Origin of the sequence: Streptomyces sp. NPDC051963, assembly GCF_044593495.1 — a bacterium.
GTDB lineage: Bacteria > Actinomycetota > Actinomycetes > Streptomycetales > Streptomycetaceae > Streptomyces.
Window position 1 is genome coordinate 257,840 of the sequence record NZ_JBIUCC010000008.1, and the last position, 15,315, is coordinate 273,154.

The following is a 15,315-nucleotide window of genomic DNA, read 5'->3' on the forward strand; positions in this document are numbered from 1 at the left end:
GTACGAGTGACCTCGGTCGGGGATTGACCGTCGCCGCCGAGGGGAGATCTTCTGCGGGAGGCGGACCGCTCGGGGAAACCGGTCCGAGGGGAATGACCCTGGGAGCTCGGGGCTCCGGGTCAGCACAGGGGAGGACAGGCCCCGGCGCCGCACGGCGCCGGGGCCCTCTCCACTTCTACGGCACATCCGTCCCGCCCCCTCCCCGGCCGGGCGACATCACCATCCCTGTCGCACCACGGCCAAGAGCCCTCAGGTCATATGCCTCACGCGACAGCCTCGCATGTGAACCGTCCCAGCGCTGCGATTCGACGCAGTGAATCCCGGAATCGACGAAACCACCGCCGCGCCGCAACTGCCTCTCCGGCCCCGGAAGTTGACAGCACCTGGCGCCCGGTCGGCGCTCAGCGCCCGCTCAGCGCCTGCCGCTCGGTCAGCGCTTGGCGACGAACACGTGGGAGGCGACGTCCGACTCCAGCTCGGCCGCCTCGCCGCCGCTGCCCACCAGCACCCCGCCGGCCGACTCCGTCACGCTCACCACCGAGCCGGGCTGCACACCCGCGCGACGCAGCGTGTACATCAGCTGCGCATCCGTCTGGATCGGCTCACCGATACGGCGCACGACGACCGTCTTGCCCTCCAGACCCGGATCCAGGTCGGCCAGCGACACCATGCCCTCGTCCAGGAACGGATCGGCGCCGTCCTTCTCGCCCAGCTCCTCCAGACCCGGGATCGGGTTGCCGTACGGCGACTCGGTGGGGTGGCGCAGCAGCTCCAGGACCCGCCGCTCCACGGCCTCGCTCATCACGTGCTCCCAGCGGCATGCCTCGGCGTGCACCTGCTCCCACTCCAAGCCGATCACATCGACGAGGAGACACTCCGCGAGGCGGTGCTTGCGCATCACGCGCGTCGCCAGCCGGCGGCCCTCGTCCGTAAGCTCCAGATGCCGGTCGCTGGCGACGGACACCAGCCCGTCACGCTCCATCCGCGCCACGGTCTGGCTGACCGTCGGCCCGCTCTGGTCCAGCCGCTCGGCGATCCGGGCGCGCATGGGGACCACACCTTCCTCCTCCAGCTCGAGGATGGTGCGGAGATACATCTCCGTGGTGTCGATCAGTCCGGACATACGTGCCCCTCGATTAGCTTGCCGATTGAGCCGAAAGCACCCAGGCTTCACGGCGCGTGCGCTGGCCCTGGCTTCAATTCTGACGCATACCACCGACAAGCGTGCCGCGCCGGTGAAACCGGGGGCTTGCGCCGACGTGCACCGGGGAGGGTGACGCGCGTAGCCAAGTCGGCGATCTTGACACTCGACGCGGCGGCACCCGATCACCTAGCGTTCCGCGCATGAGCGAGCGGCGAGCGATTCTCCGACTGGAGCCCGTGGCCGGCGACGCCATGCTCGAGCAGTGGCGGCACGTCCACAACGTGATCGTGCCGCCCGCCGCCCTGGACCTCGAAGAGGTGCGGGAGCGCAGTGGCCGCTACCGGCTGGAGAACGCGTATCTCGGCGACGAGCTCGTGGGCTGCTCCACCGTGCGGCCGCCCCAGGGCGAGCAGGCCGTGGCGACGGTGATCGCACGGGTGCTGCCGCAGCATCGACGGCAGGGATTCGGGAAGGCGCTGTACGAGAAAGGGCTCGAGCACGCGCGCGTGCTCGGTGCCGACGTGATCGAGACCTGTGTGCTGGCCGCCAACGAGGACGGGGTGCGGTTTGCCGAGGCGCGCGGATTCGTGGAGGTCGAGCGGTATGTGCTGCCAGGTGAGAACGACCAATGGATCGATCTCCGGCTCGCGACCTCCGGACCGTAAGGAGAGGTTCACGTCGAGTTTCCGGCGTGCAACGATTCTCTCAATCTTGCGGGAACTCGATGTGTGCTGCGTCACGTTCGAGTTGAATGATTGTTAGTGAGCGAGCCGACGTGCCGTACGTACGGACGCAGCCTGCAGGGGGTCCAGGTGAGTGCTTCCCGGCGTAGTGGGACCACCGACGAGCTGGGTCCGGACGAGCCCGAGCGGGACGGTCCGGAGGGCTCGGGCGGTTCCGACCTGCTGGCCGCCCTGCTGGACGGCATGGACGCGGCCCTGTGCGCCTTCGACGCCGACGGCGTCGTCACCCACTGGAACCGCGAGGCCGAGCGGATCCTCGGCTGGACCGCCGCCGAGGCCGTGGGCCGGCACGGCTTCGCCGGCTGGGCCGTACGGACCGCGGACGCCGAAGAGGTCGAGTCCCGGCTGATGGCCGCCATGCACGCCCCCGGACGCCAGGTCCACGAGTTCGCGCTGCTCACCAAGGACGGCGGCCGGGTCCTCGTACGCACCCAGTCCGCGGCCGTCCGCGGGCCCGACGGAAAGCCCGCCGGCCTGTACTGCGCCTTCAGCGAAGTCCACACACAGATCGACCTCGAACGGTCCATCGCGCTGAGCGAAGCCCTCTTCGACGACGCGAGCTGGGGCGTCGTCCTCGTCGACGCCGACCTGCGGCCCGCCGTCGTGAACGCGCACGCCGCCCGCGCACTGGGCATCGGCCGCACCGCCGTACTCGGCAGACCACTCGGCGACCTGCTCGCCCAAGGCGTCGAGGAACTCGAAAGCGCCCTCACCCATGTGCTCGCCGAGGGCGCCCCGCCCGCGCCCGCCGAGATCTGGGTCGGCGTACGCACCCCGGAGGGCGACAAGCGGCGCTGCTGGCGCTGCGGCTTCGTACGGCTCGCCTCACCCCTCGCCGAGGAGCCGGTCCCGCTCGGCGTCGGCTGGCTCTTCAACGACGTCACGGAGGCCAAGCAGAGCGAGCAGGAGGCCGCGCTGCTCCGCTTCCGCACCAACCAGCTGCACCGCGCCGCACGGGCCGCAGGCGAGTGCGAGGACCCCGCCGAGGCCGCCACCGTCCACCTCGACTTCGCTCTCGCCGGCTTCGCCGACCACGCCCTGATCGACCGCGTGACGGGCGACGCGGTCACCGGCCCGGAGGCCACCGAGCCCGTACGGCTGGTACGCATCGCCGCCACACCCGCGGGCGCGCCCGGACCCAGCCTGGTCACCGGACAGGCCGGGCTGCCCATCCGCTACGGCGAGGGCCACCCCGCCGTCCAGTGCGTGGAACGGAGCGGGTCCGTACGGGCCAGCGTCGGTTCCGTACCCGCCGAACAGGCACGCGTATGGGCCAAGGCACGCCAGTGGCCGGCCGACTCGGTCCACGCACTGTGCGCGGTGCTGCGCAGCCGCGGGCGGACGCTGGGAGTCGTGACGTTCCTCCGCGGGGGCGGGCGGAGCTCCTTCGAACGGTCCGACGCGGCCTACGCCGAGGACGTGGCCGCACGGATCGCGGCGGCGCTGGATCTGGCGGGGGCGGTACGAGAGGGCTGGCCGCCGGAGGGGGACGGGTAGGAGCCTTTTCGCCTGCCGGGTGGCCGTGGGTTGGCGGCTGCGGGTCTTGTCGTGGCTGTCGCGCTACTTGGGGCGTTGCGGGGCTGTACGTCAAGGAGAACCCGTCAGCCCTTGCTTACCGCCGCCAAGATTTCCGGCAGTCTCCCCGCCGTGCGCGGTGCCGCCAGCCGCAGCCCCAGCAGGGTGATCGCGGCCCCGTATGCGACTCCCGCCGGCAGCAGGAGCCAGGTCCAGTCGCTGCCGTCGGCGCTGACGTTCAGCCAGATCGTCAGTGCGATGACCGGTGCGCATAGGAGGGCGGCGCCGACCATTCCGCCGAAGATCGCGATCCAGGCGAGTCCGGCCTGCCCGGGGGCGACGTTCTTGTAGCCCTCCTGCGGGATGGAGTAGGGAAAGCGCGCCGACGCCCAGGCCCCGGTCGCCAGCATCGCGCCGAGCAGGGCGAAGGACAGCCCCAGCACCTCGGGCAGCTTGTCCCAGTCGCCGAGCAGCGCCGTCGTCAGGACGGTGACGAGTGCGGCGTACGGCAGGGTGATCACCAGCAACGCATAGGCACGCGCGCGCAGTTCGACGTAGGCGTCCTTCGTGGACGAGATCGTCATCGCGACCATCCAGAACGCGGAGGTGTCCTGCCCGAACTGGTTGTACATCTGGATGCCGAGCATCCCGGCGGCGAAGCAGGCGAAGTAGATCGAGCCGGTGCCCTGCAGCGCGTTGAACAGCGGCACGATCAGACCGATGGCCAGCGAAGTCACCCAGGCGGCCTTGGTCTTGGGGTCGCGCCACACATAGCGCAGGCTGCGCTCCATGACCGTGCCGGTACGTCCGACGGGCAGGAAACGCGACAGTCCGGAGGACGTCCGCTCGCGGGCGACGGCCTCGGAGGTTTGCAGGGTGGACCCGTCGGGCGCGGTCATCAGCCGGTTCAGAAGCCCCGACCAGTGCCGCAGCAGCAGCCACAACGCCAGTGCACTCAGAGCGAGTTGAAGAAAGGCGATCCCGTACGACCCCTCGCTCGCGGAGTCCGCCGCCCCGATCGCGGAGGCGGGCGGCACCCACTTCAGCACATCGGCGAAGGGGTCGAGCTGCCCGAGCCCGGCCGAACCCAGCCGCTGCGCCCCGAAGTTGACGAGCTGCGCCCCGATGGCGACGACGAGTCCGCTCAGCACCGCGAGATCACGGCCCCGGCGACTGGTCAGCAAGCGGACGTTGGCGGCCGCGACGGCCCGCGCGAGCGCCACGCACACGAGCAGTGCGAGCACGACACCGATGACGCCGACGACGTACGCCACACCCCCGTGCGCCACCGCGACCACCGAACCGGCGAGCATGCACACCGTGAACAGCGGCCCGATCCCCACCAGCGAGGCCACCAGCAGCGCCCGCACGAGCGGACGGGGCCGCAGCGGCAGCATCACCAGACGGGTGGGGTCGAGGGTCTCGTCGCCGCTGGGGAAGAACAGCGGCATCACCGCCCAGCCCAGCGCCAGCACCGCCACCAGGAGCACCACCACCGAGGCCGCATGCTCGTTGCCGCGCAGCACGATCAGCCCGAGCAGTTGCAGCGCGGCGAAGAGCAGGGTGATGACGGCCGACGCGATGTAGGCGGCCTTGCGTCCACCGGACTGCCGCAGTCCGTTGCGCAACAGCGACAGCTTCAGCTGCACGACGACAGAGGTGACCGGGGTGATGTCGGCGGTCATCGCGCCCCGCCGCCCAGCCAGTCGAGATCGGACCCGGTGTTCCGCCCGTTCGCCCCCACGAGCTCCAGAAACGCCTGCTGCAACGAGGCGGCTTCGCCGCGTACCTCGGCCAGCGGCCCGTGCGCCCGGATGCGCCCCGCGGCCATCACGGCCACCCAGTCGCACAGCGACTCGACGAGCTCCATCACATGGGAGGAGAAGACGACGGTCGCCCCGGAGGCGGTGTACCGCTCCAGCACGCCCCTGATGGTCTGCGCGGACACCGGGTCGACACCCTCGAACGGCTCGTCCAGGAACAGCACTTCGGGGTTGTGCAGCAGTGCCGTCGCGAGCCCGATCTTCTTCCTCATCCCGGTCGAGTAGTCGACCACGAGCTTGTGCTGGGCCCCGGCGAGATCGAGCACATCGAGCAGCTGTGTCGCCCGCTTGTCCACTTCGGCACCGGGCAGCCCCCGCAACCGCCCGGAGTAGGCGAGCAGTTCCCGCCCGGAGAGCCGCTCGAAGAGCCGCAGCCCTTCCGGCAGCACGCCGATCCGGGCCTTCACCTCGACGGGGTCCCGCCAGACGTCGTGCCCGACGACCTCGACGGACCCCTGATCGGGCCGGAGCAGTCCGGTCACCATGGAGAGAGTGGTGGTCTTCCCGGCCCCATTGGGTCCGACCAGCCCGATGAACTTCCCCGCGGGCAGCTCAAGATCGACCCCGGCGACAGCGACCTGCTGACCGAACCGTTTCCAGAGCCCCCGCACCACCACAGCAGATGACGTCATGGCTGCACCCTACGTGGGCGGCAGCGCCCCCTCGGGGGCGCGGGCGAACGGCTACCGATCCCGCCCACACGCGTACGCGAGCGGCGAGATCAACTCCTCCGCGTCCGGCAGCCACCGATTCGCCGGCGTGGGCCGACAGGCCCACTGCACGGCCCCCCGGGACCCGAACCGCGTAGGAGGCGCAGCCACCCACGCCCCTTCTCCGAGCGCCACAAGATCAAGCGAGGCGACCGCCCACCCCAGCTTGCGCACCAGCTCGGGAACCTTCACCGAAGCCCCCGGCAGTACGAAGAACTCCATCCGCCGGTCCGGGGTCAGCGTCACCGGCCCCAGCGTCAACTCCATCCGCTCCATCCGGGCCAGCGCCAGAAACCCCGCCGTCTCCGGAACGGAAATCGCGTCGAACGTGCGCCCCGTCGGCAGCAGAATCGACGACGTCGGCTGCTTCTGCCACATCCGGCGCGCAACGGTCGCACTGCCCGTGGCCTGGGTCGCCCAGTCCGGCCGCGTCGGATGCGCGCCGGGCGCGGCGCACGCGGCGTCGCCGCACGAGCAGCGCTGCACCCCGTCGACGGCTTCCAGCCAGCTGCCCGGGAACACGTCCCAGTGGCGCTCCTCGGCATAGCGAACGGCGGTGTCCTGCAGCGATTCCCCACGCTGCTTCGGAATCTGGGCGGTTTCGGTGCTCGCGATCGTCTCTTCCACGCTCATCACAACTCCCGCACCCACCCTGAGTTACGGGCGTAGCGCGCGCGGGGGAGGAGCATTGATTCCGCAACTGGGGCGCATGGATGCACGTGTGGGGGCGCGCAGGAGGATCCATGGCCGCAGGTGGGTAGCCACGAGTGGGGTCGGCTTCCGCCTTTACCCCGGCAATCCTCACAAGCCTCGCATTTTCGCCGTCTCGACGGGGCATTGATCTTCACGGCCGGATCCTTTCGCTCATCGGAACGGGCTCGGACGCGGAAGACACATCAACTCGGTGCGTGGGCAGGCACCGCAGCCACAGGGGGTACGCCATGGCCGCAAGGCCTCTCGTCGCGCGGCAGCCGAACGAACGGCTGCAGGCGCTCATCCAGGAAGCGGGCTGCTCGAACGCCGGGCTGGCCCGCCGAGTGAACATGTGCGGCGCCGAACACGGCCTCGATCTGCGCTACGACAAGACGTCCGTCGCCCGCTGGCTGCGCGGCCAGCAGCCACGGGGACGCGCTCCGGCGATCATCGCCGAGGCACTCGGTCGCAAACTGGGCCGTACGGTCACGATCGACGAGATCGGCATGGCCAACGGCAAGAACCTCGCCTCGGGTGTCGGCCTCCAGTTCTCGCCGACGGTACTGGGCGCCATCGAGCAGGTCTGCGAGCTGTGGCGCAGCGACGTCGGCCGGCGGGACTTCCTGTCCGGCTCCTCCGTCGCCGCGTCCGCGCTCGTCGAGCCGAGCCGTGACTGGCTGATCTCCTCGCCCGACTCGCAGGTGGCGCGCTCGGCCGGCCCGCGGGTGGGGGAGTCCGACGTGGCGGCCGTGAAGGCCATGACCCAGGCGCTGGTCGACCTGGACCACCAGTACGGCAGCGGGCATGTCCGCCCGGTCGTCGTGCACTACCTGAACAGCGTCGTCTCCGGTCTGCTGGCGGGGTCGTACCGGGAGGCCGTGGGGCGTGAACTCTTCGCCGCGGTGGCCCGTTTGACCGAGCTCGCGGGCTATATGGCCATCGACACCGGGCAACCCGGCCTCGCCCAGCGCTACTACATCCAGGCGCTGCGCCTGGCACAGGCGGCGGGCGACCGGGCGTACGGCGGGTATGTGCTCGCCGCGTCCATGAGCCATCTCGCCGCTCAGCTCGGAAACCCGCGGGAGATCGCGCAGTTGGCGCGGGCGGCGCAGGAGGGGGCGCGTGGTCGGGTGACCCCGCGCGCGGAGGCCATGTTCTACGCGGCCGAGGCCCGGGGCCACGCGTTGATGGGAGACGCGCGGGCCGCCCAGCTGGCCTCCGGGCGGGCGGTGAGCGCGCTGGAGTCGGCCGATCCGTCCTCCGGCGACGACCCGGCGTGGATCGCGCACTTCGACGAGGCCTATCTGGCCGACGAGTTGGCGCACTGCCACCGTGATCTGGGGCAGGCCGAGGCGGCGGCGCGGCGGGCGGAGGAGTGCCTGTCCGTCCTTCCTGAGTCGCGGGCCCGGCGCCGGGCGATCGGCTATGTGCTGCTCGCCACCGCACAGGTCCAGCAGCGCGAGGTCGAACAGGCCGTGCACACGGGCCTGAAGGCCGTGGAACTGCTGGAGACCCTGCGCTCCAACCGGGGCGCCGAGTATCTGGAGGACTTCCAGCAGCGGTTGGAGCCCTTCCGGGACGAGCCGGTGGTAAGGGAGTTCGGGGCGCGGCTGGAGTTGCAGGCGGCTGCGTGAATGACGGGGGTACACCGGCGTGAACGGGCGGGAAACGAAGGCGCCGGTGGTGCGGGAGGGGCGTATACAGCGGATGAGGCCCCGGTTTTGTTACGGCGGTCACAGGGAAGGAGGTCAGGTCCTGTGCTGCATGGCACGGGGCTCAGGGGACCCGGTAGCGTGAGCCGACGATTCCGAAGGTCCCCCATTCGTAGGAGTCCCGGTGACGCAGAGTGGACAGGGCGAGGAGCCCCCGCCGCGGCAAGCGCGTGAAGGCATCGTGCTGCCATCGGACGGTGGCGAGCCCCTGCTGCCGGGCATGACGGGCGGCCCGGACGGCCCGCAGTACGGCCGCCCCGTCCCGCCGACGCCCGCCTCGGCGCCGCCCGAGGGCCAGGCGTGGGGCACCCCCTGGGGCCCCGACCAGCACCAGCCCCCGCCCTCACCGCCGGGCCAGGGCTGGGTCTCAGGCCCCGCCGAGCCATGGGGCTCCCAGGACCCGTACCAGCAGCCGGCACCGGCCGCCTGGGGCACACAGGACCCCGCGAACGCGATCCCGCCCCAACCGCAGCCGACGCAGGGTGCGGCATACGGCGGTGAGGCGCAGCCGGGATCGGGTGCGCACCCGACGTACGCGCCGCAGGAGCCCGGACCTCAGCCGTCGTACCCGTCACAGGCGTACGCGCCGCAGGAGCCCGCACCTCAGCCGTCGTACGGCGTGCAGGAGCCCGCACCCCGGTCGTCGTACCCGTCGCAAGTGCCGGGTGCTCAGCCGTCGTTCGCCTCTCCGCCGCCGACGGCCGAGTCGGCGTACGCCCCGAACGGGCAGTCGCCCACGGGTGGTCATGGTGCGCTGCCGCCCGCCGCCGGTTACGGCCCTCCGGCCGATGCCTACGGCACCCCGGCCCCCGGCGCGTATGGCGCCGGTGCTCCGCTGCCGCCTGCCGGGCCCGGGACCTTCGGGGCCCCGTTGCCGCCCGCCGATGAGGGCGCCACTCAGTACATACCCCCCGTCGGAGGCGGGGGTGCGCAGGTCTCGCCGGACGGGGCGACGCAGTTCATACCGCCCGTTCCGGCAGCGGCGTCCGGCCCCGACTCCGCCGATGAGGGTGCGACGCAGTTCATACCGCCCGTGGGGCCCGGCGCGCTGCCGCCCGAGGTGCCTGCTGAGGCGTCCGGCGACGCGACCCGCTATCTGGGGCGGATGCAGCAGAACCCCGGCCCGCTGCCGCCCGCCAATCCCGATGCCGAGGCGACGCAGTACATACCGCCGGTGACGACCGGTCAGGACCGGCAGCCGCCCGCCGAGTTCGACAGCCTCTTCCGGACCGAGCGCGGGGCGGAGGGTCCGGCCGGGGCCACCCAGCAAATGCCCCGGTTCGAGCCGCCGCAGGCACACGCACATGCCCAGCCCGCCTACGCCCCGCCCGCCGCCGACGACCGCCGTGGCCGCGGTGGCCGTACCGGTTCGCGGGTGCCGCTCATCGCGGCCATCGGGGTCGGTATCGCCGTCCTCGGCGTCGGCGCGGGCGCGCTGCTGGCGAGCGGGGGAGACGACCAGGGCGACGACAACAACCAGACCGTGTCCGCCACCGCCCCCGCGACCGAGGGTTCCCCCTCGCCGTCCGTGGATGCGGCCAAGCAGCAGGCCATCGCCCTGGACAAGTTGCTGGCCGACAGCGGCGACAGCCGGACCACGGTGATCAACGCGGTCGCCCATGTGAAGTCGTGCGACAAGCTCGGCCAGGCGGCCGCGGATCTGCGCGACGCGGCCGGTCAGCGCACCGGTCTGGTCGCGAGCCTGGCGAAGCTGTCCGTCGACAAGCTGCCCAACCACGCCGCGCTGACCACCGCCCTCAACAGCGCGTGGAAGGCGTCGGCGTCGGCCGACAACCACTACGCGGCCTGGGCCGACCAGGTCGCGAAGAACAAGAAGGGCTGCCCCAAGGGCCAGGCCCGCACCACCGGCCAGACCGCGGCCGGCAACACCGCGAGCGGCACCGCGAGCACGCAGAAGGCCAAGGCGGCCCAGCTGTGGAACGCGATCGCCAAGACGTACGGCCTGACTCAGCGCCAGCCGACCCAGCTGTAAGAGGCCCTGAAGAGGCGGCTCAGCTCACGTCCGCCTTCTTCAGCGTCTCCGTCATGTCGGTGAAGCCCTTCTTCGCCGCGACGAGCTGGCCGTTGCGTACGACCTGGAGGGTCACATCGGCGTTCACCATGCGCGGGAAGCCGACGGCGGCGAGCTCGTCCTGGAACTGCCAGCGCAGGGTCGGCGTGAGCCCGCCGGTGGAGACCTTGAGCCCCTTGTCGAGGGCGTGCCGCACGGTGTCGGCACTCACCTCGCCGTCACCGAGCGACTCGACGACCGCCTTGAACACGGTGTAGGCGATCCAGGTGGTCTGTACGCCGGCGTCCCCGACGTCGATGCGGTTGTCGCCGAAGGCGTGCTTGTTGATGACCTGCTTCATCTCGTCCCACCGCTTGTCGGTCGAGACCGGGTACCAGCCCGTGATGTACGAGCCCTCGTACGGCGACGAAGCGCCGCCGTTCGCGTTGATCACCGTCTGGTCGACGCTGCCCAGCACGGTGCCGGTGCGCACGTCGGGGTAGTCCGCGCGGGCACGGCGGAAGGAGTCCATGAAGGTGCTGGTGCGGTCGCCGAGGGAGGGCACCACACAGCCGGTCTCCGCCGGGTCGGCGGAGGCGTAGTCGAGGGCCTTCTTGGCCGGCGTCGAGTACTCGGTGGCGTCTTCCTTGGCCAGCTGGTCGCCGGCCGACGCGTGTCCGCCTGCCTTCAGGCCGGAGTTGAGCATCGACGGCAGCTCGTCGCCGGCGATGGTGTCGGGCCGGATCAGGGAGACGGGCCCGCAGTTCTTGGAGAGCGCCTGCCCGAGGCCGGCCAGCAGAGCGGGCTGGCCGCCGTTGATGGGGTAGGACAGCGGGCTGGTGAACTCGGTTTCCGTGAGGCCGTATCCGCCTATGTACGGAATGCCCGCGCCCTCCAGGGGAGGGAAGAAGGAGTCGGAGTACTGGCTGTAGGACCCGACGACCGCGACCACGTTCTCCTTGACCGCGCGCCGCCCGCAGTTCGCGGCGTCCACGGTGTCGTTGTGGTCGTTGCAGATCAGGATCTTCAGCTTGTGCCCGTTGATGCCGCCGTTGGCGTTGACCCAGCGGGCGTACGCGAGGGCGAGTGCGGGCATGCCGGGCTTGTTCGTGGCGCTGGTCTGGCTGGGCGCCCAGGTCATGACGGTGATGGGGCTGTCCCCGGCGCCCCCCGAGACACCGGGGATGACCCCGCAACCGACGGCGAGCGACGCACACGCGACCAGGGCCGCCGCTCTGTGAACGGTGGCTCTGGCGGGCCGGGTGAACGCGGAGAGGTGGGCCTTGCGGTGGTGACGCCTGCCGGTCATGGAAACGCACGATTCCGCCACACCACTAACCCAGGAGTGACCTTCGGTCAACGAGAGGTGACGCAAAGGTGAATTGCGGGGGTGGCTGAGGGCCGTCTGAGAGAGAACGTACGATCGGTGACCGTGCAAGGTTCGGAGAACTCTTCCCGTCGCGGCCGTCGCTCCCCCACCATGGGCGACATGCCACTGAACGACATGCCGTGGTGGCGCTGGCGCAGCAACGTGCGTTCCGCGCTGCACATGCTCTCCGATCCGGTGTTCCAGCAAGAAGTCTGGCTGGCCGGTGTCGACGGGTACGGGGACGTCACCGACGCCGTGTACCGCCTCGTCGAGGACACCTGGCTGGACAACTGGTCCGCCGAGAAATACGTGGGCACGATCTTCCGGGACTCGCAGGAGGCGGCGCTGGTCGACACCGCCGTGCTGCGGGTGCTGCGGATCATGCACCAGGTCGGGCCGGACGCCCAGGTCGCCGCCTACGTCGAACACCAGGGGTGGCCGGAGGCGGTGCGGGCGGCCCGGGACGCGCACGTACGGATGGCGACGGCCGACGCGGACGACCCGGACTCGCCGCCCCGCACGCTCGAGGTGCTGCGGATCATGACGTCGTCCGCGTAACGGACGACAGCCCGCCCGGCTTGCTCGATATGGGACCCTGTCCTGCATGAACGAGCAGTCCGACCGAGCCGCGGTCCCCTCCGACCAGTACGTCCTCACCCTGTCCTGCCCCGACAAGCAGGGCATCGTGCACGCCGTGTCGAGCTACCTCTTCATGACCGGATGCAACATCGAGGACAGCCAGCAGTTCGGCGACCACGACACGGGACTGTTCTTCATGCGGGTCCACTTCTCGGCGGAGGCGCCGGTGACCGTGGACAAGCTGCGGGCCAGCTTCGCCGCGATCGGTGACTCCTTCCAGATGGACTGGCAGATCAACCGGGCCGACGAGAAGATGCGCGTCGTCCTGATGGTCAGCAAGTTCGGCCACTGTCTGAACGACCTGCTGTTCCGGGCCCGGATCGGGGCGCTGCCGGTGGAGATCGCCGCGGTGGTGTCCAACCACACCGACTTTGCCGAGTTGGTGGGCTCGTACGACATTCCCTTCCACCACATCCCGGTGACCAAGGACAGCAAGCCGCAGGCCGAGGCGCGGGTGCTGGAGCTGGTGCGCGAGGAGAACGTCGAGCTGGTGGTGCTCGCCCGCTATATGCAGGTGCTGTCCGACGACTTCTGCAAGGCGCTCAGCGGCCGGATCATCAACATCCACCACTCCTTCCTGCCGAGCTTCAAGGGTGCGAAGCCGTATCACCAGGCGCATGCGAGGGGCGTGAAGCTGATCGGGGCGACCGCGCACTATGTCACCGCCGACCTGGACGAGGGGCCGATCATCGAGCAGGAGGTCGAGCGGGTGGCGCATGACGTCACGCCGGATCAGCTGGTTGCGGTCGGGCGGGACGTGGAGTGCCAGGCGCTGGCGCGGGCCGTGAAGTGGCACGCTGAGCGGAGGATTCTGCTCAACGGACGCCGGACGGTTGTGTTCGCCTAGGCGGTCGGGCGGCTGCGGGTGCGTGAGGGCCGTTCGCGCGCCCCTGAGGCACGTGCAGTGGACGCCCCTTTAGGGGCGCGGGGAACTGCGCGACCAGCCCACGACTACCCGCGGCCGTCCCCGAAACAGCCACCCACCCCTACATCCGGCTCAAGCTCGCCGCAGCGAACAGCACATCCCTGATCGCATCCCGGTCACCGACCTGCCCCGCCGCCGCCTCCGTCGGAGACACATGTCCCGCAGCCAGCCGGCAGAACTCCACGCCGTCCAGCGCGACGTGGGCGACCTCGTGCTCGGCCGAGCCCACCGCCACCGGCGAGTCCAGGGGGATCAGCCACTCTCCGCCGCCCAGACCCTCGATCTCCAGGCGGAGGCTGCGGCCGGGCTCCCCGGCAGGGGCGAGGTGCCGCCCCCGGCGGGAGGAGGCCGGCCCCGACCGTCGCCGCCCGGCCAGCACACCGGGCAGCATGCGCGCCGCGAGGTCGATCATGTGGTGCAGATGGCGTGGGGCCGGCGGCTCGTACGGATAGTCGACCGCCTCGGCGATGTCCTCCGCGTGGACCCAGCACTCGAAGGCCCGGTCCAGCATCGCGTCCCGCAGCGGCAGCTCGAAGGGGCCGTACGGCACAGGCAGCGAGCCGGAGCTGCTCCCGGTGAAGGACACCGTCCGCACCAGGTCGTGGCTCTGCTCCCGCCAGGGTCCCCGCACGGAGCGGGTGGGCGGGAAGTGCGACGCCGCCCAGTACGCCTCCGTGCGCCCCGCAGGGGTCGGCGCGACGGCCGGGGTGTCGCCCAGCGGGTCGTCCAGGCCGAGGGCCAGCGCCACGATCCCGTCGACGGTCAGCAGATGCGCGATGACCCCGGCGACGGTCGTACGCCGGCTCGTCACCTCGTCGGCCTCGAACCACCGCAGCCGCACGGGCGCGTGCCACTCGGCGTCCCCTATGTCCTGGAGCAGGGCGTCGAGGCGTGCGGTCTCGGCGTCGTACGGACCGGCCCACTCGGGCACCGGGATGCGCGGTGGCCGCCGGTCGAGGCAGACCGCCAGGACGCGGGTGCGCAGGCCCGGATCGAGGTCGAGGCTCTCGGCGGGATGCAGCAGTCCGACCGCGCCGCGCAGCCGCAGCGCCTCGTCGGCGCAGGAGCCGCAGTCGCCGAGGTGCTCCTCGACGGCGGCTGTCTCCTCCGGTGAGCAGGCGGCCAGCGCCCACGCCCCGAGCAGCGCTTTGAGGACATGGTGCTCCAGCGTCGGCGGGGCGGGCCGCGGTGCCAGGTCGCCCAGTTCCTCCAGGGAGGGCAGCGACCGCCCGCCGTCCTCGACGGAGGAGCGCGGCAGAGGTATGCGGGGCGGGTGGCCGGGGTTCTGCCCGCCGCCGTTCTCGGGGCCGTGGGGTCCGTCCGAGCCGCCGTATCCGGAAGGCTCGCCGTGTCCCTCGAGTTCTTCGCGTCCCCCGTGTCCCCCGTGTTCCTCGTTTTCTTCGAACGACTCGAACCGCTCCGGCCCGCTCACACCGCACCTCCGTATCCCGGCGGTGCCCCGGGGGCGCCGGCGTCATGGGCGGTGGAGAGCAGTTGCAGGCCGAGGCGGAGGCGGCGGCGGGCCTCGTCCTCGGTGACGCCGAGGTCGGCGGCGGTCTGGCGGTAGTCGCGGCGCTGGAAGTAGGCCAGCTCCAGGGCGGCACGCAGCGGGACGGGCATGGCCTGGACGATGTAGTCGGCGCGGGCGGCGACCGAGGCGTGGCGGACCTTGCGCTCCAGTTCCTCGGTGGAGCCGCCGCCGCGGGTCAGGGCGGCGGTCTCGGTGGCACGCAGCCGCTGCACGGCCAGGCGGTGGGTCAGTGTGGCGACCCAGGAGCGCAGGGGGCCCTGCTTGGGGTCGTACGCCTCCGGATGCTGCCAGACATGGGCGAAGACTTCCCGGGTGATGCCGTCGGCCGCGCGCTCGTCTCCGAGCACGCGGTGGGCGAGTCCGTGCACGAGCGAAGCGAATCGGTCGTACAGCTCACCGAGGGCGGCCGCCTCGCCGCGTGCGAGCCGCTGCTGCATCTTGCGGTCCCAGCGGGGCGGTGCGTCCTTCTTCGCCATACGGCCCCCTCACCCTGCTCGTCC

Annotated in this window: 13 protein-coding genes; 6 read left to right on the forward strand and 7 right to left on the reverse strand. The window is 71.2% G+C overall.

Going from position 1 to position 15,315, the window contains the following annotated elements; translation table 11 throughout:
- Positions 1–430 precede the first annotated feature (430 nt).
- On the reverse strand, positions 431–1,123 hold the full coding sequence (locus ACIHFB_RS32650; protein ID WP_020130217.1) for a metal-dependent transcriptional regulator: 693 nt from the start codon (positions 1,121–1,123) through the stop codon (positions 431–433).
- Positions 1,124–1,344: 221 nt separating this feature from the next.
- Between ACIHFB_RS32650 and ACIHFB_RS32655 the strand changes: the two genes are divergently transcribed.
- On the forward strand, positions 1,345–1,809 hold the full coding sequence (locus ACIHFB_RS32655) for a GNAT family N-acetyltransferase (RefSeq protein ID WP_400128840.1): 465 nt from the start codon (positions 1,345–1,347) through the stop codon (positions 1,807–1,809).
- 147 nt (positions 1,810–1,956) lie between these two features.
- The gene (locus tag ACIHFB_RS32660; protein ID WP_365275867.1) at positions 1,957–3,384 is read left to right on the forward strand and encodes a PAS domain-containing protein; all 1,428 of its coding nucleotides are present in this window, start codon (positions 1,957–1,959) and stop codon (positions 3,382–3,384) included.
- Positions 3,385–3,488: 104 nt separating this feature from the next.
- Here the strand turns inward: ACIHFB_RS32660 and ACIHFB_RS32665 are convergent, their stop codons facing one another.
- Genes ACIHFB_RS32665 through ACIHFB_RS32675 form a run of 3 tightly spaced genes read right to left on the reverse strand, consistent with a single transcriptional unit; the run spans position 3,489 to position 6,571 of the window.
- On the reverse strand, positions 3,489–5,087 hold the full coding sequence (locus tag ACIHFB_RS32665) for a transporter (protein WP_365275870.1): 1,599 nt from the start codon (positions 5,085–5,087) through the stop codon (positions 3,489–3,491).
- On the reverse strand, positions 5,084–5,857 hold the full coding sequence (locus ACIHFB_RS32670) for an ABC transporter ATP-binding protein (RefSeq protein ID WP_365275873.1): 774 nt from the start codon (positions 5,855–5,857) through the stop codon (positions 5,084–5,086). Before ACIHFB_RS32670 ends, ACIHFB_RS32665 begins: the two co-directional genes overlap by 4 nt.
- A gap of 51 nt (positions 5,858–5,908) precedes the next feature.
- Positions 5,909–6,571, reverse strand: a complete 663-nt coding sequence (locus ACIHFB_RS32675; protein ID WP_400128841.1) for a bifunctional DNA primase/polymerase — start codon at positions 6,569–6,571, stop codon at positions 5,909–5,911.
- A gap of 305 nt (positions 6,572–6,876) precedes the next feature.
- On the opposite strand from ACIHFB_RS32675, the gene ACIHFB_RS32680 reads away from it, so the two are divergent.
- Entirely contained in the window at positions 6,877–8,262 is a 1,386-nt protein-coding gene (locus ACIHFB_RS32680; protein WP_365275879.1) for a transcriptional regulator, read from the forward strand.
- A gap of 202 nt (positions 8,263–8,464) precedes the next feature.
- Positions 8,465–10,333: a hypothetical protein gene (locus ACIHFB_RS32685; RefSeq protein ID WP_400128842.1), complete on the forward strand. Its 1,869-nt coding sequence runs from the start codon at positions 8,465–8,467 to the stop codon at positions 10,331–10,333.
- 19 nt (positions 10,334–10,352) lie between these two features.
- On the opposite strand, the gene ACIHFB_RS32690 is transcribed toward ACIHFB_RS32685, so the two are convergent.
- The gene (locus tag ACIHFB_RS32690; protein ID WP_365275884.1) at positions 10,353–11,660 is read right to left on the reverse strand and encodes an ABC transporter substrate-binding protein; all 1,308 of its coding nucleotides are present in this window, start codon (positions 11,658–11,660) and stop codon (positions 10,353–10,355) included.
- A 117-nt stretch (positions 11,661–11,777) separates the two neighbouring features.
- Here ACIHFB_RS32690 and ACIHFB_RS32695 point away from each other — a divergent pair, with 117 nt between their 5' ends.
- A complete protein-coding gene (locus tag ACIHFB_RS32695; protein WP_365275887.1) occupies positions 11,778–12,278 on the forward strand; it encodes a hypothetical protein in 501 nt (166 codons plus the stop codon).
- Positions 12,279–12,324: 46 nt separating this feature from the next.
- Positions 12,325–13,206: a formyltetrahydrofolate deformylase gene (purU, locus tag ACIHFB_RS32700; RefSeq protein WP_365275890.1), complete on the forward strand. Its 882-nt coding sequence runs from the start codon at positions 12,325–12,327 to the stop codon at positions 13,204–13,206.
- Positions 13,207–13,345: 139 nt separating this feature from the next.
- Here purU and ACIHFB_RS32705 read toward each other — a convergent pair whose 3' ends face one another.
- Together ACIHFB_RS32705 and ACIHFB_RS32710 are read right to left on the reverse strand one after the other, a co-directional pair.
- Entirely contained in the window at positions 13,346–14,716 is a 1,371-nt protein-coding gene (locus ACIHFB_RS32705) for a zf-HC2 domain-containing protein (protein ID WP_400128843.1), read from the reverse strand.
- The gene (locus ACIHFB_RS32710; protein ID WP_365275896.1) at positions 14,713–15,291 is read right to left on the reverse strand and encodes a sigma-70 family RNA polymerase sigma factor; all 579 of its coding nucleotides are present in this window, start codon (positions 15,289–15,291) and stop codon (positions 14,713–14,715) included. The genes ACIHFB_RS32705 and ACIHFB_RS32710 overlap by 4 nt, the downstream gene beginning before the upstream one ends.
- Positions 15,292–15,315 lie beyond the last annotated feature (24 nt).